General features: G+C 62.4%; 14 protein-coding genes. 2 read left to right on the top strand and 12 right to left on the bottom strand.

Annotated elements, in window-relative coordinates:
* Positions 1 to 339: 339 nt before the first annotated feature.
* The 6 genes from PCLY_RS22690 to puuE all read right to left on the bottom strand — a co-directional run bounded on the left by PCLY_RS22690 (position 340) and on the right by puuE (position 6,367).
* On the bottom strand, positions 340 to 1,200 hold the full coding sequence (locus tag PCLY_RS22690; RefSeq protein ID WP_061242540.1) for an outer membrane protein OmpK: 861 nt from the start codon (positions 1,198 to 1,200) through the stop codon (positions 340 to 342).
* Between the two features lie 75 nt (positions 1,201 to 1,275).
* The gene (locus PCLY_RS22685; RefSeq protein WP_061242538.1) at positions 1,276 to 2,790 is read right to left on the bottom strand and encodes a nucleobase:cation symporter-2 family protein; all 1,515 of its coding nucleotides are present in this window, start codon (positions 2,788 to 2,790) and stop codon (positions 1,276 to 1,278) included.
* Positions 2,791 to 3,023: 233 nt separating this feature from the next.
* Positions 3,024 to 4,319, bottom strand: coding sequence for a urate hydroxylase PuuD (locus PCLY_RS22680; protein ID WP_061242536.1), 1,296 nt, complete (start codon positions 4,317 to 4,319; stop codon positions 3,024 to 3,026).
* A gap of 48 nt (positions 4,320 to 4,367) precedes the next feature.
* Positions 4,368 to 4,871, bottom strand: a complete 504-nt coding sequence (locus tag PCLY_RS22675) for an ureidoglycolate lyase (protein ID WP_061242533.1) — start codon at positions 4,869 to 4,871, stop codon at positions 4,368 to 4,370.
* A 42-nt stretch (positions 4,872 to 4,913) separates the two neighbouring features.
* Positions 4,914 to 5,429, bottom strand: a complete 516-nt coding sequence (uraD, locus tag PCLY_RS22670; RefSeq protein ID WP_061242531.1) for a 2-oxo-4-hydroxy-4-carboxy-5-ureidoimidazoline decarboxylase — start codon at positions 5,427 to 5,429, stop codon at positions 4,914 to 4,916.
* Positions 5,426 to 6,367 (bottom strand): allantoinase PuuE, encoded by a 942-nt coding sequence (gene puuE / locus PCLY_RS22665; RefSeq protein WP_061242529.1) that lies wholly within the window; start codon positions 6,365 to 6,367, stop codon positions 5,426 to 5,428. Before puuE ends, uraD begins: the two co-directional genes overlap by 4 nt.
* 401 nt (positions 6,368 to 6,768) lie before the next feature.
* On the opposite strand from puuE, the gene uraH reads away from it, so the two are divergent.
* A complete protein-coding gene (gene uraH / locus PCLY_RS22660) occupies positions 6,769 to 7,122 on the top strand; it encodes a hydroxyisourate hydrolase (RefSeq protein WP_017679213.1) in 354 nt (117 codons plus the stop codon).
* Between the two features lie 309 nt (positions 7,123 to 7,431).
* Here uraH and PCLY_RS22655 read toward each other — a convergent pair whose 3' ends face one another.
* Entirely contained in the window at positions 7,432 to 8,772 is a 1,341-nt protein-coding gene (locus PCLY_RS22655) for an NCS2 family permease (RefSeq protein WP_061242527.1), read from the bottom strand.
* Positions 8,773 to 9,365: 593 nt separating this feature from the next.
* Between PCLY_RS22655 and PCLY_RS22650 the strand changes: the two genes are divergently transcribed.
* Positions 9,366 to 10,133 (top strand): GntR family transcriptional regulator, encoded by a 768-nt coding sequence (locus PCLY_RS22650; RefSeq protein ID WP_061242525.1) that lies wholly within the window; start codon positions 9,366 to 9,368, stop codon positions 10,131 to 10,133.
* A gap of 169 nt (positions 10,134 to 10,302) precedes the next feature.
* On the opposite strand, the gene guaD is transcribed toward PCLY_RS22650, so the two are convergent.
* From guaD to PCLY_RS22625, 5 genes are all read right to left on the bottom strand, one after another.
* Positions 10,303 to 11,607: a guanine deaminase gene (gene guaD, locus PCLY_RS22645; protein ID WP_061242563.1), complete on the bottom strand. Its 1,305-nt coding sequence runs from the start codon at positions 11,605 to 11,607 to the stop codon at positions 10,303 to 10,305.
* Between the two features lie 73 nt (positions 11,608 to 11,680).
* Positions 11,681 to 12,511 carry a xanthine dehydrogenase accessory protein XdhC gene (xdhC, locus tag PCLY_RS22640; RefSeq protein WP_061242524.1) on the bottom strand — a complete coding sequence of 277 codons (831 nt, stop codon included), beginning with the start codon at positions 12,509 to 12,511 and terminating at the stop codon, positions 11,681 to 11,683.
* A gap of 320 nt (positions 12,512 to 12,831) precedes the next feature.
* Positions 12,832 to 15,228, bottom strand: a complete 2,397-nt coding sequence (xdhB, locus tag PCLY_RS22635; RefSeq protein WP_061242521.1) for a xanthine dehydrogenase molybdopterin binding subunit — start codon at positions 15,226 to 15,228, stop codon at positions 12,832 to 12,834.
* A gap of 62 nt (positions 15,229 to 15,290) precedes the next feature.
* Positions 15,291 to 16,730, bottom strand: coding sequence for a xanthine dehydrogenase small subunit (gene xdhA / locus PCLY_RS22630; RefSeq protein WP_061242519.1), 1,440 nt, complete (start codon positions 16,728 to 16,730; stop codon positions 15,291 to 15,293).
* 381 nt (positions 16,731 to 17,111) lie between these two features.
* Positions 17,112 to 18,245, bottom strand: coding sequence for an alkane 1-monooxygenase (locus tag PCLY_RS22625; RefSeq protein ID WP_061242517.1), 1,134 nt, complete (start codon positions 18,243 to 18,245; stop codon positions 17,112 to 17,114).
* Positions 18,246 to 18,284: the final 39 nt, after the last annotated feature.

Here is an 18,284-nt window from a genome sequence, read left to right as displayed (position 1 = left end):
ACCCGGATGTCGGGGTGCCCTTCTTTGGCACACCTTTCTTGGGCAAGCAAAGAAACGCAGCGAAGCGCAGTAACAGCCGCAGGCTGGCCCGAAGGGTGAGCGCAGCGAATCAAGGTGTGGCGCCCGTAAGGGCGCAACCCAAGCGCTCAGAGGACTCGGTGATGGATAGTGCCAAGTCAGTAATCGATACGCACACAAACTTACCGGTCCGGTGTCAACCAGCACTTTCCCCAAACTGTGCGAAGAACCAAGAAAAAGGGGGAAGGGCGCGAACGCCCATCCCCCTTTTACCTGGCCGCCGTCCCTACCCGACGGCAGCGAGGTTCGTTGCGGCCGTGATCAGAAGTGGTACTTGACCAGTGCCTGCACGGCGGTCTGGTCGAAGCGATCATCCGAGTCGTCCACCGGCTTCACCCCGTACTTGGCGCGCCACATGTTGATCTCGGTCCCCACGTAGAGCTGGCGCTCCTTGCCAAACAGGGCTTTGCCCGCGTCCCACTTGACCTGGATCGAGGAGCCGACCGAGGTCTGGGTGCCGGCATCGCGCGATGGCGAGCGCCAGTCGAGGAAGCCGTCGACGACGAAGTCCTGGTCGCCCAGGCTGAACGGGTAAGCCGCGCTGACGGTCAGCTGGGTGGCGTAGCCGTTGCTGTCACGGTCGGCGAAGAAGGTGTGATTGTTGATCTTCACCTGATACAGGTTGGTCTTGAAGTAGGTGAAGCCGGGGACTTCCCAGTCCAGTCCGACGCCATACAGGTAGTTTTCCGGGCCAGGGCCGCCGGTGCCTTTTTCATAGGTGAAGGCGGCGAACACGTCCTTGATCGGTCCGGCGGCCAGCTTCTGTCCGCTCAGCCAGCTCAGGCTGACGCGCGGGGAGAATTCCATGTAGTAGAAGGAATCCTTGTCGTGCTGGCGGAAGCTGCCGTTGTCGAAACTGCCGCGCGTCTGCACGTTGTCGGCGTGGATGTAGTCGAGGAAGTAGAAGATGTCGCCCCAGGCCCAGCCACTGGCGTGCTCGAAGGTGAAGGTGGTCTGGGTGCGCTGTTCTTCGCCGTTGAAGTTCATGCGCTGGAAGTTCTCGCCATACAGGTACGACAGGCTGTTGTCCTGCCAGTAGAGCAGGTCGCCCGCGAGTGCCTGCTGACCGGAGAACAGTCCGGCTGACAGCGCGAAGCAGTGAGGCAGATGCTTGAGTTTCATGAATTGTCCTTGTTTTGAGGTGCAAGCAGGTGTCCCCCGGCAGCAGGCTGCCGGGAGTGGATCGGTATGCTGGGGTCAGCTGGTGCGCGCGTCCGGGGTAAGGTCGCGCTTCAAGGTGGTGAGGCTATGCTCATCGACGCCATCGTCCTGGCGGTTCTGCAGCACGGTGTGCAGGTGCGCCTCGGGATCGTAGTCGTCTTCTTCCACTTCCTGCTGCTCGTCCGGCAGGAAAATGTTCAGCGCAATGGCGCTGAAGGCCCCGATGGTGATCGGTGAGCCGAAGATGTTCTTCAGCACGTCCGGCAAGTGCGAAAGCACTTCTGGCACGCCGGCTACACCCAGGCCGAGGCCCAGGGAAATGGCCACGATCAGCACGTTGCGGCGGTGCAGACCGGCTTCGCTGAGAATCTTGATGCCGGCCACCGCGACGGTGCCGAACATGATCAGGGTGGCGCCGCCGAGTACCGGCTTGGGCATCAGTTGCAGCACGGCGCCGACGACCGGGAACAGGCCGAGCAGGACCAGGATGCCGGCGATATAGAAGGCCACGTGACGGCTGGCGACGCCGGTGAGCTGAATGACCCCGTTGTTCTGGCTGAAGGTGGTCATCGGCAGGCTGTTGAACAGCGCGGCCACCGCCGAGTTGCAGCCATCGGCCAGTACCCCGGACTTGATGCGGCGCATGTACAGCGGGCCTTTCACCGGCTGCTTGGAAATGATCGAGTTGGCGGTCAGGTCACCGGCCGTTTCCAGCGGGGTGATCAGAAAGATCACGGCAATGGGCACGAAGGCGATCCAGTCGAAACCGAACCCGTACTTGAGCGGCTGCGGCACGCTGATCAGCGGCACGTCGGCCATATTGGCGAAGTTCACCTGGCCGGTGAACCAGGCTACAGCGAAGCCGAGGGTCAGGCCGATGATCACCGCCGACAGGCGCAGCACCTGCGACGCGGCGCGGTTGAGCACGACGATGGTACCCAGTACCAGACCGCCCAGGGCCAGGTGGTGCAGCGCGCCGAGGTCCGGCGCGCCGTAGCCGCCGGCCAGGTCGGTCATGCCGACCTTGATCAGCGACAGGCCCATCAGGCAGATGATGGTGCCGGTGACCACCGGGGTGATGACCTTGCGCAGCTTGTTGATGAACTGGCTGAAGGCGATCTCGACGAAGGCTGCACAGAAGCAGATGCCAAACAGCGTGGCGAGGATTTCCTCCTCGCTGGCGCCACGGCCCTTGACGATGAAGCCGGCGCTGAGCACCACGCTGAGAAAGCCGAAACTGGTGCCTTGCAGGCACAGCAGGCCAGAACCGATCGGGCCGATGCGCTTGGCCTGGACGAAGGTGCCGAGGCCCGAAACGAATAGCGCCATGCTCACCAGGTAGGGCACATGGGCGCCGAGGCCCAGGGCGCTGCCGACGATCAGGGTGGGGGTGATGATGCCGACGAAGCTGGCCAGCACATGTTGCAGCGCCGCGAAGATGGCGGGGGCGAACGCTGGCGTGTCGTCCAACTGGTAGATCAGGTCATTGTTGCCGACGGGCGTAGCTGGGGTGGGGGCGTTACTGTCTGTGGTCATGTCATAGCCTGCCATTTGTTTTTATACGGTCATGGGCTTACACGAGGCTTCACGGCACCTCTTTCCTGCTTGCTAGAAAGTTGTCTAGGTGGTCAGGATGTGGCGACTATAGCAATATGTGGACATGGTTAAAAACAATTTATTTACAAATTGTGCACAAAAAAAGAACCGCCGGTCAGCTTGCGCTGCCAGCGGTTCGGGGGCGTAAAAGATGCCGCGCCCAGTCACGGACGCGACATGTGTGGCAATCAGTTGATCTGAGCGCCCTTGGCGATCCAGCTGCCGATCAGGTCGCGTTCGTCCTGGGTCATCTGGGTGATGTTGCCCAGCGGCATGATCTGCGAGGCAACGCTCTGGGCGTGGATCTTCGCCGCCTGAGCCTTCATCTGCTCCGGCGTATCGAGCATCAGGCCGGCTGGCGCCGCGCTGAACATCGGGCTGGTCGGATTCGCCGAGTGGCACACGGTGCAGCGCTCGTGGATCACGTTCTCGACCTTGGCGAAGTCGCCGCCCTCTGCGCTGCTGGCCGCGGCGCCGTTGCCACTGGAGGTGTGTTCGGCAGGTGCGGCTTCACCGACTTCCTCGACCTTGGCCACGGTCTCGCTCGCCGGTTGCTCGACGGCGGCCACCGGAGCGGCGGCCGGTGCGCGATGCGCCGGGGAGGTGACGTAGGCCAGGCAGATCATGCCCAGCGCCGCGGCCGGCAAGGTCCAGACATACTTGCTGCTGTCGTGGCGGGTGTTGAAGTAGTGACGAACCAGCACGGCCAGAATCGCGATACCGGCCAGGATCGCCCAGTTGTACTGGCTGCCGTAGGTGCTCGGAAAGTGGTTGCTGATCATGATGAACAGCACTGGCAGGGTGAAGTAGTTGTTGTGGCGCGAGCGCAGCAGGCCCTTGGCCGGCAACAGGGGATCGGGTGTGGTGTTGGTTTCGATCGCCTTAACCAGCGCGCGCTGGGCCGGCATGATGGTGAAGAACACGTTGCCGACCATGATGGTGCCGATGATGGCGCCGGTATGGATGTACGCCGCGCGGCCGCTGAAGATCTGGCTGAAGCCATAGGCGGCAGCGATGATCAGCACGAACAGCACGGCGCCGAGCAGAGCGGGGCGCTTGCCCAGTGGCGAGTCGCACAGAAAGTGGTAGATCAGGTAGCTGACGGCCATGGAGCTGAGACCGATGGCGATGGCCGCGGCGGGCGCCAGATCGACACCTGGCTTGACCAGATACAGGCTCGGATTGAGGTAGTAGACCACCAGCAGCAGGGCGACGCCCGACAGCCAGGTGAAGTAGGCCTCCCATTTGAACCAGTGCAGGTTCTCCGGCATTTTCGGTGGGGCCAGCTTGTATTTTTCCAGGTGGTAGATGCCGCCGCCGTGAATCGCCCAGAGGTCGCCCGACAGGCCCTCGCGTGGGTTGCTACGGTTGAGGTTGTTCTCCAGCCAGACGAAATAGAATGACGCGCCGATCCAGGCGATACCGGTGATCATATGGATCCAGCGGATGCCCAGGTTTAGCCATTCGGTGAAATGTGCTTCCACGATCTGTACCTCTTTCCCCGGGGGAGGCACGCCAGCCCCGGGCTTCTCTTATTGGTGGGGGTTGAGGAGAAGAAGCTCGTCCTCATTGAAGAAATGCTCATCGCAGTTGTTGCCGGAACCACTGCGATCAACCACCAGGAAGTCATCCCGCTTTTCGATCGTCAGCACCGGGTGGTGCCAGACGCCGCGATGGTAATTGACGCCCTGCCTGCCATTGCTGAGGAAGGCACGGACGGACCCTGATACAGGTACATCGCCAAGTGGCGCGACCACGATCAGAAAGGGGTTGCCGAGCAGCGGGATGAAAGCCTGGCTGCCCAGCGGATGGCGTTCCAGCATGCGAATGGTCAGCGGCATCTCGAGCGACTCGGCGCTGAAGATGCTGATGATGGCCTGATCCTCCGGCTGTGCGGTCTCCACGCTGGCCAGCTTGTGATAGCGGCGGGTGGAACCGTTGTTGATCATGAAGAAATCACTGCCTTCGGTTTCGATCACGTCACCGAAAGGGGCGAAGGCTTCTTTGCTCAGGGGCTCGATGGTCAGGCTACGCATGGCTGTTCTACTTATATTGTTCGTTGGAGTGAGGCGACAGCATTACAGCTGCTGCAGGCGGAAGAGGGCGATCTTGTTGATCTCGGCCAGAGCGGTGGTGAACTCCTGCTCCGGCGTGTTGTGAATGCGCTCCTCGAAGGCCGCCAGAATCTGATGGCGGTTGCTGCCCTTGACGGCCTTGATGAAGGGGAAGCCGAACTTGGCCTTGTAGGCATCGTTGAGTTCGGTGAAGCGCGCGAACTCCTCGGCGGTGCATTCATGAATGCCGGCGCCGGACTGCTCGGCGGTGCTGGAGGCGGTCAGTTCGCCGCGCACGGCCGCTTTGCCGGCCAGGTCCGGGTGCGCGTTGATCAGCGCCAGTTGCGCCTCATGACTGGCGCTCAGGAGGATGTCGGCCATGCGCTGCTGCAGGCTGTCGATGTCGTCGACACTAGCGTCGACGCCGAGGTCATAGGCCTTCTCGGCCACCCAGGGCGAGTGCTCGTAGATGTCGGCGAAGGCGTCTACGAACGCGTCGCGGCTCAGCTTGGACGGAGTCAGGGTCTGGAAACGGCTCATGGGCGGCTCTCTTGTTCGGTCGCGCGGAAGGGGTGGGTGGCGTGCCAGTGCTTGGCAATGTCGACGCGGCGGGCGCACCAGACCTTGTCATGGCTCTTCACGTATTCGAGGAAGCGCGCCAGCGAGGCCAGGCGGGCCGGACGACCGAGCAGGCGGCAATGCATGCCGATCGACAGCATCTTCGGCGCGCCGGCTTCACCCTCGGCGTAGAGCACGTCGAAGGCATCCTTGAGGTATTCGAAGAAATCGTCGCCCTTGTTGAAGCCCTGCACCTGGGTGAAGCGCATGTCATTGGTGTCCAGGGTGTAGGGGATCACCAGGTGCGGCTTCTCTGCGCTGCTGGCCGGGTCCCAGTAGGGCAGGTCGTCATCGTAGGTGTCGGAGTCGTAGAGAAAGCCGCCTTCCTCGCGCACGATGCGCCGGGTGTTCGGGCCCAGGCGACCGGTGTACCAGCCCTGCGGGCGTTCACCTGTCAGCTCGGTGAGGATGCGGATGGCCTCGAACATGTGCTCGCGCTCGGTGGCTTCGTCCATGTTCTGGTAGTCGATCCAGCGATAGCCGTGGCTGCAGATCTCATGCCCGGCGGCGACCATCTCACGGATCACCTCGGGGTGACGCTGGGCGGCCATGGCCACGGCGAAGACGGTCAGTGCAATGTCGTGTTTCTTGAACAGGTTGAGCAGGCGCCAGACACCGGCGCGGCTGCCGTACTCGTAGAGCGACTCCATGCACAGGTTGCGCTGGCCCTGCAGCGGCTGGGCGGCGACCATCTCGGAGAGGAAGGACTCGGATTCCTTGTCGCCATGGAGGATGTTGCGTTCGCCGCCCTCTTCGTAGTTGAGCACGAAGGACAAGGCGATACGGGCGTCGCCCGGCCAGTGCGGATGGGGTGGGTTTGCGCCGTAGCCGATCAGATCGCGTGGGTAATCAGCGTTCACTGCAGTCTTCCTATCTGGAGCGTTGCGGTCACTGCGTGCCGGGTTATCGATGGCTACGCGACCGGATGGCTAATTGTATACAAAGTTGGTTGCCGTTTGTAAATCGACTTTTCATCATTTTATTCAGTGCGCGTGCAGCCGGTGAAACTGCCTTGCTGGTCAGCAATCTGCGCGGATGGCGGCATGAATGCTGGTTTGCGATAAGGAAGGCAGCGAACCGCTTTGGTGCGTTGATGGCATCTCCATTGGATTTATTGTGTACAATTTGTGAGTAAAGTGTTTTATATTCGACCTGCATGCTATCCTGCCACTGCGTCGGAGCATTGCGACGAGCCGATTTCAACAGAGTAGAGGAGGTGTGGTGTTCGTGGGCCGCTCTGCGCCGCGGGCATCCGAGACCCATGGGACGTTTGACTACACATGTACTGGATGCCGCGCACGGCTGCCCAGGGAGTGACATCAAGGTCGAGCTGTATCGCGTCGAAGGCGCGCAGCTGGAGCTGATCACCACCGTTACCACCAACCACGATGGCCGTTGCGATGCGCCGGTGCTGCAGGGTGATGATTACCGTACGGGCGTCTATCAGCTGCACTTCCACGCCGGCGACTACTACCGTGCCCGCGGCGTGAAGCTGCCGGACACGGCATTCCTCGACGTGGTCGTCCTGCGCTTCGGCATCGATGCCGGCCAGGAGCACTACCACGTACCGCTACTGATTTCCCCATACAGCTACTCCACCTACCGCGGTAGCTGAGTGACTGGCAGGCCGCCGCCTGCCAGACGAATGCTTGTCACCCTCAGACTCGTTTGAGTCCTTATGCCCGCTCACACTGCGGGCTTTTTTTTTGCCTGCATTGTTTTTAGCCTTCTCCGGCAATCCCTCTGCGCTCGGCGCGCGCCAATAAATGGGAGATGGGTAGCTAGGTGCGCGCAACCTTGACTAAGCAGTCCGTAGCCCGGATGAAATCCGGAACCCAACTGGCGCAACGCGTTGCCTGCCGGCGACGGAGCCAAACGAAAAGCCCCGGCACAAGGCCGGGGATCGTTCAGCGTCAGGGTGCCGTCAGAGGAAGGCGAACTTGGCGATGAAAATGATGCACAGCGCGTAGAGGCTCAGCGACACCTTGTTGCCCTGGCCGGTCAGCAGCTTCAGCGTGGCATAGGTGAGGAAGCCCAGGGCGATGCCGTTGGCGATGGAGAAGGTCAGCGGCATCATCACCACGGTAACGATGGCCGGGATGGTGTCGGTGTGGTCCTTCCAGTCGATGTGAGCCATGCCGCTCATCATCAGCATCGCGACATAGATCAGCGCGCCGGCGGTGGCGTAGGCGGGGATCATGCCGGCCAGCGGGGCGAAGAACATCGCGGCAAGGAACAGGATGCCGACCGTGATGGCGGTCAGCCCGGTGCGGCCGCCGGCAGCGACGCCGGCCGCGCTCTCCACGTAGCTGGTCACCGGCGGGCAGCCGACCATCGCGCCGATGACGCTGGAGGTGGAGTCGGCTTTCAGCGCCTTGGACAGGTTCTGGATCTTGCCGTCGTCATCCACCAGGTTGGCGCGATGGGCGACGCCCATCAGGGTGCCGGCGGTATCGAACATGTTCACGAAGAGGAACGCGAGGATCACGCTGATCATCGCCACGTTGAACGCACCGGCGATGTCCATGGCCAGGAAGGTCGGTGCCAGGCTCGGCGGCATCGACACCAGGCCGCCGTACTCCACCAGGCCCAGCGCCCAGCCGATGGCGGTCACGCCGAGCATGCTGAACAGGATGGCGCCGAACACGTTGCGGTGGCTGAGCACGGCGATCAGCAGGAAGCACACGGCGGCAAGCAGCGCCGAAGGATTGCCGAACGAGCCCATGGTCAACAGCGTGGCCGGGCTGTCGACGACGATGCCAGCAGTCTTCAGGCCGATCAGGCCGAGGAACAGGCCGACCCCGGCGCCCATGGCGAAGCGCAGGCTCATCGGGATGCTGTTGAGCAGCCACTCGCGGATCTTCGACAGGCTCATGATCATGAACAGCACGCCGGAGATGAACACCGCGCCCAGAGCGATCTGCCAGCTGTAACCCATTTCACCGACGACGGTATAGGTGAAGAAGGCGTTCAGACCCATGCCCGGCGCCAGGCCGACCGGCCAGTTGGCGTACAGGCCCATCAGGAAGCAACCCAGCGCCGCACCGATGCAGGTGGCGACGAAGGCTGCACCATGGTCGATGCCGGCGCTGGCCATGATGTTGGGGTTGACGAAGATGATGTAGGCCATGGTGACGAAGGTGGTCACGCCAGCGATCAGTTCGGTCTTGATGGTGGTGCGGTGCTCGGTCAGTTTGAAGAAGCGGTCGAGCAGGCCACCTCTTGCCAGTTGAGTCGCGTGTTGTTCTTGTTTGACGCTTTCCACAGCGGGTACTCCTCATCTCTCTTGTTGTGTACCGCCCAGAGCGTTGCGCAAGACAATGCTCTCTGAGGCAGGCGGTGTTCTCGATGGTGCTTCCTGGCTAAGTTGTTGACCGAGCGGTCAAGAAGTCACTCAGGCGCGATTATGATGTTGTATACAAAAAATGCAATTAATGTTTTTAATGTTGCATTAATCGAACCAGTCGAGGGCTTTGGCAGGGAAGTGAGCGGATTTGGCGACAATCCTTTTGCTCTTAAAAGCTAAATTCTTTTAAATCAATTAGATAGGGATATATCTAGCGTGCCTGCAGCTGTCTGTCGGGTGCCGTTCCGACGCCTGGAGCAGGCTCTTAGCCCCTAATGAACTGAGAAGGCAGCTGTATATAAGGAAAGAATTTGTCGTTCTGTGCGCTGTTGTGAATGATGCCTTGTCGGCAGCTCAGCTATGACGTCAGACAGCGGATGGTGTGGAGGCTGATTGATTTGTGTACAATTGCCTCAATTTTTTTCCGATGTTTTTTTGCTCGGCGCTTGTCAGCTACCGGGTAGAACACAGTAGAGTCGCAGTGTCGCCGACTCTCATTGACGCGAGCCAGAATGAACGATCAATTGCAGCCTCTCAAGAAGCAGCCGCGCGCGGGCAAAAGCAGCCGCAGCGGGACTCAGGACGATGTCGTGTATGCCCATATCTTCGACGCCATTCTCGAGCAGCGTCTGGCGCCTGGCACCAAGCTGAGCGAAGAGGCCCTGGGCGAGATCTTCGGCGTCAGCCGCACCATCATTCGTCGCGCCCTGTCGCGTCTGGCCCACGAGGGCGTGGTGCTGCTGCGGCCAAATCGCGGTGCAGTAGTGGCCAGCCCGAGCGTTGATGAAGCGCGGCAGATCTTCTATGCGCGCCGCCTGGTCGAGCGCGCCATCACCGAGCTGGCCGTCGAGCACGCCACCGCCGAGCAGTTGGCCGAGCTGCGCCAGATGGTCAAGGACGAGCAAGACAGCTTCTCGCGCGGTGATCGTGGCGCGGGCATTCGACTGTCCGGCGAGTTCCACCTGAAGCTGGCCGAGGCCGCACGCAATGCGCCGCTGGTGAGTTTCCAGCGCAGCCTGGTGTCGCAAACCTCGCTGATCATCGCCCAGTACGAAAGCGGCAGCCGCTCGCATTGCTCCTATGACGAGCACAACCAGCTGATCGACGCCATCGAGGCGCGCGATGCCGAGCGTGCAGTGCAGCTGATGATGCATCACATGGATCACATCGACAGCAAGCTGAATCTGGACGAGGAAAGCGCCTCGGACGATCTGCATGCGGTGTTCTCGCACCTGCTGCAGACCAAGAAGAAGCCCGGTCGCAGCGCTGCCAATCGTTGATCGACTGCGTGTAACGAAAAAGCCCCGATGCTCGCGCATCGGGGCTTTTTCGTTATGGAGACGATGTGGCTGAGGTGAGGCGCATTTGTGTAGGCGCGAATTCATTCGCGATGCTGTCGAGCCTGATCGCGGATAAATCCGCTCCTACGAGGCGCTCGGTTCGTCGACTTCAGTCGCGCTGGTGCACCGATACGCCGGCTGCGAAGGTCTCTTTCACGGCGCGGTCATCACCGAGCATGGTCAGGGCAAACAGGCGCTCTTCCAGGCTCTTGGCCTGCTGCATGCGATAGCTCATCAGCGGCGTGGCGTTGTAGTCCAGCACCAGGAAGTCGGCGTCCTTGCCAGGCAGGAAGTTGCCCAGCTTGTTGTCCAGATACAGCGCGTTGGCGCCGCCCAGCGTGGCCAGGTACAGCGACTTGAACGGGTCGAGCTTGTTGCCCTGCAACTGCATCACCTTGTATGCCTCGTTCAGCGATTGCAGCTGGCTGAAGCTGGTGCCGGCGCCGACGTCGGTGCCCAGGCCGACCCGTACGCCATGCGCTTGCAGCTTGTTCAGGTCGAACAGGCCGCTGCCCAGGAACAGGTTGGAGGTCGGGCAGAAGGCCACCGCCGAGCCGGTCTCGGCCAATCGGGCACATTCCTCGTCGCACAGGTGCACGCCGTGAGCGAAGACCGCACGTGGGCCGATCAGCTTGTGGTGGTCGTAAACGTCGAGGTAGCCCTTGCGCTCGGGGAACAGCTCTTTCACCCACTCGATCTCCTTGCGGTTCTCGGACAGGTGGGTGTGCATGTACAGGTCCGGGTACTCGCCCAGCAGCTTGCCGGCCAGTTCCAGTTGCTGCGGCGTACTGGTGGGGGCGAAGCGCGGGGTGACGGCGTAGTGCAGGCGGCCCTTGCCGTGCCAGCGTTCGATCAGCGCCTTGCTCTCGGCGTAACCGGTTTCGGCGGTGTCGGTCAGGTAGTCCGGGGCATTGCGATCCATCAGCACCTTGCCGGCGATCATGCGCAGGTTGAGCTGCTCGGCCTGCTCGAAGAAGGCGTCCACGGACTGTGGATGCACGCTGCCGAACACCAGCGCGGTGGTGGTGCCGTTGCGCAGCAGTTCCTTGAGGAAGATCGCCGCCACGTCGCTGGCGTGGGCCTTGTCCTCGAACTGCCGTTCGGTGGGGAAGGTGTAGGTGTTGAGCCAGTCCAGCAACTGTTCGCCGTAGGAGGCGATCATGCCGGTTTGCGGGTAGTGGATGTGGGTGTCGATGAAGCCGGGGGTGATCAGCGCGTCAGGGTAATGCTGGACGTCCACGCCGGATAGCTTCGGCAGCAACTCTGCAGCCGCACCTACCTGGGCGACCTTGCCGTTTTCGATCAGCAGGATGCCGTCCTCGAAATACTCGTAGGACTGCTCGATACCGACTACGGCCGGGTCGGCAAGGCTGTGCAGGATGGCGGCGCGGTAAGCTTTGCGGGTGTTGCTCATCATTCGAATCTCGTGCGTGGGGTGCGCCGTGCGCACCATTAAAAATGGGGAGGTGCGCACGGCGCACCGAGAGTCAGGACCGGCGCGAGACCGGTAAAAGCTTGGCGACGCTGGATTCGCCTTTCTTCACGTCCTGGCCGAAGCTCGCGTTGTAGGTGGCGATCACCTCGCCGGCGATGGATACGGCAATTTCCACCGGCAACTTGCCCTTTACCTCGGTCAGGCCCATGGGGCAGCGCATGCGCGCCATCAGTGTGTCCGCGAAGCCGCGCTCGCGCAGACGATGCTCGAACTTGACGCGTTTGGTCTTGGAGCCAATCAGGCCGTAGTAGGCGAAGTCGCCACGTTTGAGGATCGCCGTAGTCAGCTCCAGATCGAGCTGGTGGTTGTGGGTCATGACGATGTAGTAACTGCCGGGTGGCATGTTCTCCACCTCGTCGACCACCTCGTTGTTGACGATCTTCTGCACGTTGGCCGGGATGTGCTCGGGAAATTCGTTCTCCCGCGAGTCGATCCAGCGCACCTTGCACGGCAGGCTGGCGAGCAGCGGCACCAGCGCGCGACCGACGTGGCCGGCGCCGAACACGGCGATCTGCGCCTGTGGCTGGCCCATGGGCTCGAACAGCAGCACGGTGGCGCCGCCGCAGCATTGGCCGAGGCTGGCACCAAGGGAGAAGCGCTCCAGGCGGGTGTCCTGGCTGCGGCTGGCGAGCATCTCGCGGGCCATCTGCATGGCCTTGTATTCCAGGTGACCGCCGCCGATGGTCTCGAAGATACGTTCGGCGGTGACCACCATTTTCGAGCCGGCATTACGCGGCGTCGAGCCGCGTTCCTCGATGATGGTCACCAGCACGCAGGCTTCACCCTGTTGCTGCAGGTCGGCGAGGGCGCTGATCCAACTCATTTGCTCAGCCTCCAGGAAGGCGTGGTCTGTCCCGGGCGCGGCAGGCGCCAGTTGCTCGGCGACGGGGCGAGAATCGGTACCGGTGTCGGGCGAGCGGGTGGATTATTCGGTTCGGTGTGTTTTGTCATTGTTGTACACCTGCTTTGTTCTTCATTCACGACTCTGGTGGACAACGCTTCGCGGTTGTCCACCCTACGAGCTGTTCTCCCCTCTCCCGCTTGCGGGAGAGGGGCGGGGGAGAGGGTTGCCGGCTCCATCGAGTTGCCTGAGCCACCCTCTCCCCAACCCTCTCCCATGAATGGGAGAGGGGGCCGGTCGCGTCAGGCCGTTTCGACCTCGGCCGCATTGGCAGCCTTGGCCGTAGCCTTCAGCTTGCGCATCTGCTCCACCCCCCAGAGCACGCGCTCGGGGGTGGCCGGGGCGTCGATCTGCGGTTGCACCTTGTAGTCGGCCAGGCTGGCCACGGCGTCCTTCAGGGCGCACCAGGCGGCGATGCCGAGCATGAACGGCGGCTCGCCTACTGCCTTGGAATGGAACACGGTGTCTTCCGGGTTCTTGCGGTTCTCCACCAGCTTCACGCGCAGGTCGATGGGCATGTCGGCGATGGCCGGGATCTTGTAGCTGGCCGGGCCGCAGGTCATCAGCTTGCCCTTGGCGTTCCACACCAGCTCTTCCATGGTCAGCCAGCCCATGCCCTGGACGAAGGCACCTTCGACCTGGCCGATGTCGATGGCCGGGTTCAGCGAGTCGCCGACGTCATGCAGGATGTCGCCACGTAGCATGCGGTACTCGCCAGTCAGGGTGTCGACCAGCACTTCCACGCAGGCTACGCCGTAGGCGTAGTAGTAGAAGGGACGGCCAGCCGCCTTGTCGCGGTCGTAGTAGATTTTCGGAGTGCGGTAGAAACCGGTCGAGGACAGCGAGACCTGACCGAAGTAGGCCTTCTGGATCATCTCTTCGAAGGACAGGAAATGATCGCGCACCCGTACCTGGCCGTTGCGGAATTCCACGTCTTCCGGGGTGACCTTGTACTCGCGCACCAGGAAGTCGACCAGGCGCTGTTTGATGGTCTCGGCGGCGTTCTTCGCGGCCATGCCGTTGAGGTCGGCACCACTGGAGGCTGCGGTGGGCGAGGTGTTGGGCACCTTGTCGGTGTTGGTGGCAGTGATCTGGATGCGCTCGATATCGACCTGGAAGACCTCGGCGACGACCTGCGCCACCTTGGTGTTGAGGCCCTGGCCCATCTCGGTGCCGCCGTGGTTCAGGTGGATCGAGCCGTCTGTGTAGATGTGGATCAGCGCGCCGGCCTGGTTGAGGAAGGTGGCGGTGAAGCTGATGCCGAACTTCACCGGGGTCATGGCCAGGCCTTTCTTCAGCACTGGGCTCTTGGCGTTGAAGGCGCGAATCTCTTCACGGCGTTTGGCGTACTCGCAGCTTGCCTCCAGCTCGGCGGTCATCTCGTGGATGACGTTGTGCTCGACGGTCTGGTGGTAGTGAGTGACGTTGCGCTCGGTCTTGCCGTAGTAGTTGCGCTTGCGCACTTCCAGCGGGTCCTTGCCCAGGCTGCGCGCGACGGCATCCATCACTTCCTCGATGGCGACCATGCCCTGTGGGCCGCCGAAACCGCGATAGGCGGTGTTTGACGCGGTGTTGGTCTTGCAGCGGTGACCGTTGATGGTGGCGTTGCCGAGGAAGTAGGCGTTGTCCGAGTGGAACATGGCGCGGTCGACGATGGAGCCGGACAGGTCCGGCGAGTAGCCGCAGTTGCCGGCCAGGTCCATCTCGATGCCGTGCAGCAGGCCGTCGTCATCGAAGCCGACGTCGTACTCGACGTAGAAGGGGTGGCGCTTGCCGGTCATGCTCATGTCTTCCATGCGCGGCAGGCGCATCTTGGTCGGCCGGCCGGTCAGGTGCGCGATCACCGCGCACAGGCACGCCGGGCCGGCGGCCTGGGTTTCCTTGCCGCCGAAACCGCCGCCCATGCGGCGCATGTCGATGACGATCTTGTTCATCGGCACGCCGAGCACTTCGGCGACCAGTTTCTGCACTTCGGTGGGGTTCTGCGTCGAGGTGTAGACCAGCATGCCGCCATCTTCGGTCGGCATGACCGAGGAAATCTGCGTTTCCAGGTAGAAGTGTTCCTGGCCGCCGATATGCAGGGAGCCCTGCAGGCGACGCGGGGCGCTGGCCAGTTTGCTGGCCGAGTCGCCGATGCGGTGGGTGTGGCTGGCGAGCACGAAGTGCTTCTTGCGGTAGGCCTCGACCACGTCGAGCACCGGCTCCAGGTCCTCGTATTCGACGATCGCGGCCATCGCTGCCTTGCGCGCAGTTTCCAGGCTGTCAGCGGCTACCGCCAGCACCACCTGACCCACGTACTCGACCTTGCCGTCGGCCAGCAGCGGGTCGCCGGCGACCACCGGGCCGATATCCAGCTGGCCGGGTACGTCATCCTTGGTGATGGCGATGGCCACGCCCGCAATCTCGTAGCAAGGGCGGGTGTCGATACGCACGATGCGCGCATGGGCACGGTCGGACTGGCGCGCGTAAACGTGCAACTGGTTGGGGAATTCCAGGCGGTCGTCGACATAGACCGCTTCGCCGGACACATGCTTGTCTGCGCTCTCGTGCTTGACGCTGCGGCCGACGCCGCTGGTCATGCCGGCGCGGAACAGGGCGGCCAGCTCTTCCTGGGATTTGTGTTCGATATGACTGGACATCTTCGCCTCCAAAACTTCGCATGCCGCCGGGCGGGCCAGCGGCGGATCAATTCACTGCACGCTTACGCGTAAGCGGTCACCCGGGTCTCGACCTCGGGCGACTGCTGCTCCAGGAAGAACTTGCGCAGCAGGTTCTGGGCAGTGAGCAGGCGGTATTCCTTGCTGGCGCGGAAATCCGACAGCGGGGTGAAGTCCTCAGCCAGCGCCTCGCAGGCGTGTTCGATTACGCCCGGATACCAGGCCGAGCCGACCAGCGCGGCCTCGCAGGCACTGGCGCGCTTGGGGATGGCGGCCATGCCACCGAAGGCGATGCGCGCGTCCGTCACCACGCCATCTTCGATAGTCAGGTTGAAGGCGGCGCAGACGGCGGAGATGTCGTCGTCCAGGCGCTTGGACACCTTGTAGGCGCGGAACGCCTGGTTCGCCTGTTTGCGCGGCACGATGATCTTCTCGATGAATTCGGCTTCCTGGCGCGCGGTCACCTTGTAGTCGAGGAAGTAGTCCTGCAGCGGCAGGATGCGTCGGGTGTTGCCCTGGCGCAGGGCGATCTGCGCTCCGAGAGCGATCAGCAGCGGCGGGGCGTCGCCGATGGGCGAGGCGTTGCCGATATTGCCGCCCAGGGTGCCCTGGTTGCGGATCTGCAGCGAGGCGAAGCGGTGCAGCAGCTCGCCGAAGTCCGGGTATTCGTGCGACAGCGCTTGGTAGCAATCGGACAGCGCGGCGGCGGCGCCGATCTCGATGGCGCTGTCGGTCACTTCGATGCGCTTCATGTCTTCGATATGGCCGACGTAGATCATCACTGGCAGTTCACGGTGGAACTGGGTGACCTCCAGGGCCAGGTCGGTGCCGCCAGCCAGCAGGCGCGCTTCGGGGTTGGCGGCGTAGAGGTCGGCCAGGTCGGCCACGGTGAGCGGCACCAGGCAACGCTTGTCGCCACTGTTGAGTTCGGCAGTTTCACGCGGGGTGATGGCCTTGAGCTGGGCGACGGTATCGCTCTCGAAGGCATCGAACTGATCAGGCTGCTTCTGGCAGCAGGCCTGCTCGGCGGCATCGATGATCGGGCGGTAGCCGGTGCAGCGGCACAGGTTGCCGGCCAGGGCTTCCATTGTGGTGCCCTTGTCATAGCCGGCCGAGTTCTTCTGCAGGGCAAACAGCGACATGATGAAGCCGGGGGTGCAGAAGCCGCACTGCGAGCCGTGGCAGTCGACCATCGCCTGTTGCACGCTGTGCAGCTTGCCCTGGTGCTTGAGGTCTTCGACGGTGATCAGTTGCTTGCCGTGCAGGCTGGAGACGAAGGTCAGGCAGGAGTTGAGGGTGCGATAGCGCACGCGCTCGCCATCGAGCTCGCCCACCACCACGGTGCAGGCACCGCAGTCGCCGGAGGCGCAGCCTTCCTTGGTTCCGGTTTTGCCGACGTGCTCACGCAGGTAGCCCAGCACAGTGACGTTGGGGTCCAGGGCATGCTCGGTGCGCAGCTCCCGGTTGAGTAAAAACTGGATCAAGGACGACCTCCAGGCACTTTATTGTTATGAATCGTTTGGCTCGCCGGGTGTGTGCACGCATTGCAGGGCCCGGGCGTGATTGGCCATTGGGGGCAATCTAGAGTTTTCTGACTTTTGGGTCAACAAATATTTGACCTTGTGGTCAGCTGCTTGTCATGCGTTTCGGTTATGAGCGCGGCCGGCCGGATTCATGGCTTGAGAGTAGCGGTTTTCATGCCAGCAAGGGCTGTGTATCGGCTGCCGCGAGGCGTCCAGGCCGCGTGCGCCCAGGTTGTTCGCAACGCAGGTGCGCACGACCTGGGCGGCCCGGAGGCACCCTACAAAACAAAACCCCGGGAGCCTGCGCTGCCGGGGTTGATCGGATGTGCTCGAGCGGGGTGCTCAGGTCAGCTGCGATTCACTCAGTTGGTGCTCTTCGCCGGCATAGTAGGCGCGCACCTTGGGGTCCATTACCGCACGCCATAGCGGTGGGAAGAGGGCGAGCACGATCATTCCGGCATAGCCATTGGGCAGTTGCGGGCTGTCGTCGAAGTGGCGCAGTACCTGGTAGCGGCGCTTGGCATAGGCGTGGTGGTCGGAGTGGCGCTGCAGGTGGAAGAGAAACAGGTTGGTCAGCAGGAAGTTGCTGTTCCACGAGTGGTGTGGCGTGGTGCGCTCGTAACGGCCGTTGTCCAGTTTGCGCCGGTGCAGGCCGTAGTGTTCGACGTAATTGACGATCTCCAGCAGGGTGAAGGCCGTCAGCGCCTGGCCGAGGAAGAACAGTGCACCGAGCCAGCCGAAGGCCAGGGTGAAGCCGAGTAAAAACAGCGCACTGGTGCTGTACCACCAGATCAGCTCGTTGCGCCAATGCAGGGCCGGCTGGCCGCGTCGCTTGAGGCGTTCGGCCTCCAGCCGCCAGGCGTTGAGGAAGTTGTGCTTGTAGGCGTGGGGCAGGAAGGCGTACAGGCTCTGGCCAAAGCGCGAGGAGGAGGCATCCTCGGGCGTCGAGACATGCACATGGTGGCCGCGCACATGCTCGACCTTGAAGCCGGCGTAGCACACCGCTGCCAGCAGCAGGCCGCCTGCGTTCTGCTCCAGGGGCGCGTCCTTGTGGATCAATTCGTGCGAGACGGTGATGCCGATGGCGCCCATCACCGTGCCGACCGAGAGCATCCAGCCGAGCTGGCCGACCCAGCTCCAGCCTTCGTGAGTGGCGAATATCCAGCCACTCCACATCAGCATCGCCAGCAGCATCGGCACCGTGGCCAGACTCAGCAGGCGATAGTAGCCCTGGGCTTCCAGTGCCGGTACGTCGTCGCGCTCATCCGGGTTGGCCGGATCGCGGCCAACGACGAAATCCAGCAGGGGAATGACGCCGAACACCACGCTGATCACCAGCCAGGGCCAGGCGTCGGCATGCAGGCTGCCCAGTGACCAGTGGTAGCTCAGTGGAATACCCAGTACCGGTATCAGCCAGACCCAGTAGCCGACCTTTTTCAGGGCGAGCATCCAGTGCGAAGGAAGGCGTTCGAGCATGGTTTTCTCCGGTCAATTCTTGTTGTTGAATTGGTGTTC

The organism is Ectopseudomonas composti (genome assembly GCF_001567565.1).
In the GTDB taxonomy this organism is placed as follows: Bacteria; Pseudomonadota; Gammaproteobacteria; order Pseudomonadales; family Pseudomonadaceae; genus Aquipseudomonas; species Aquipseudomonas composti_A.
The sequence above is the reverse complement of the archived record's forward strand: the minus strand, read 5'-3'. Positions and strand labels throughout refer to the sequence as shown.

What these genes read in the sequence shown, in the direction of transcription:
- guaD (WP_061242563.1), bottom strand. Translation starts at nt 11,607, where the DNA reads ATGAGCAACACCCGCAAAGCTTACCGCGCCGCCATCCTGCACAGCCTT.
- PCLY_RS22675 (WP_061242533.1), bottom strand. Translation starts at nt 4,871, where the DNA reads ATGCGTAGCCTGACCATCGAGCCCCTGAGCAAAGAAGCCTTCGCCCCT.
- xdhB (WP_061242521.1), bottom strand. Translation starts at nt 15,228, where the DNA reads ATGTCCAGTCATATCGAACACAAATCCCAGGAAGAGCTGGCCGCCCTG.
- uraH (WP_017679213.1), top strand. Translation starts at nt 6,769, where the DNA reads ATGGGACGTTTGACTACACATGTACTGGATGCCGCGCACGGCTGCCCA.
- xdhC (WP_061242524.1), bottom strand. Translation starts at nt 12,511, where the DNA reads ATGAGTTGGATCAGCGCCCTCGCCGACCTGCAGCAACAGGGTGAAGCC.
- PCLY_RS22685 (WP_061242538.1), bottom strand. Translation starts at nt 2,790, where the DNA reads ATGGCAGGCTATGACATGACCACAGACAGTAACGCCCCCACCCCAGCT.
- uraD (WP_061242531.1), bottom strand. Translation starts at nt 5,429, where the DNA reads ATGAGCCGTTTCCAGACCCTGACTCCGTCCAAGCTGAGCCGCGACGCG.
- PCLY_RS22690 (WP_061242540.1), bottom strand. Translation starts at nt 1,200, where the DNA reads ATGAAACTCAAGCATCTGCCTCACTGCTTCGCGCTGTCAGCCGGACTG.
- PCLY_RS22625 (WP_061242517.1), bottom strand. Translation starts at nt 18,245, where the DNA reads ATGCTCGAACGCCTTCCTTCGCACTGGATGCTCGCCCTGAAAAAGGTC.
- PCLY_RS22650 (WP_061242525.1), top strand. Translation starts at nt 9,366, where the DNA reads ATGAACGATCAATTGCAGCCTCTCAAGAAGCAGCCGCGCGCGGGCAAA.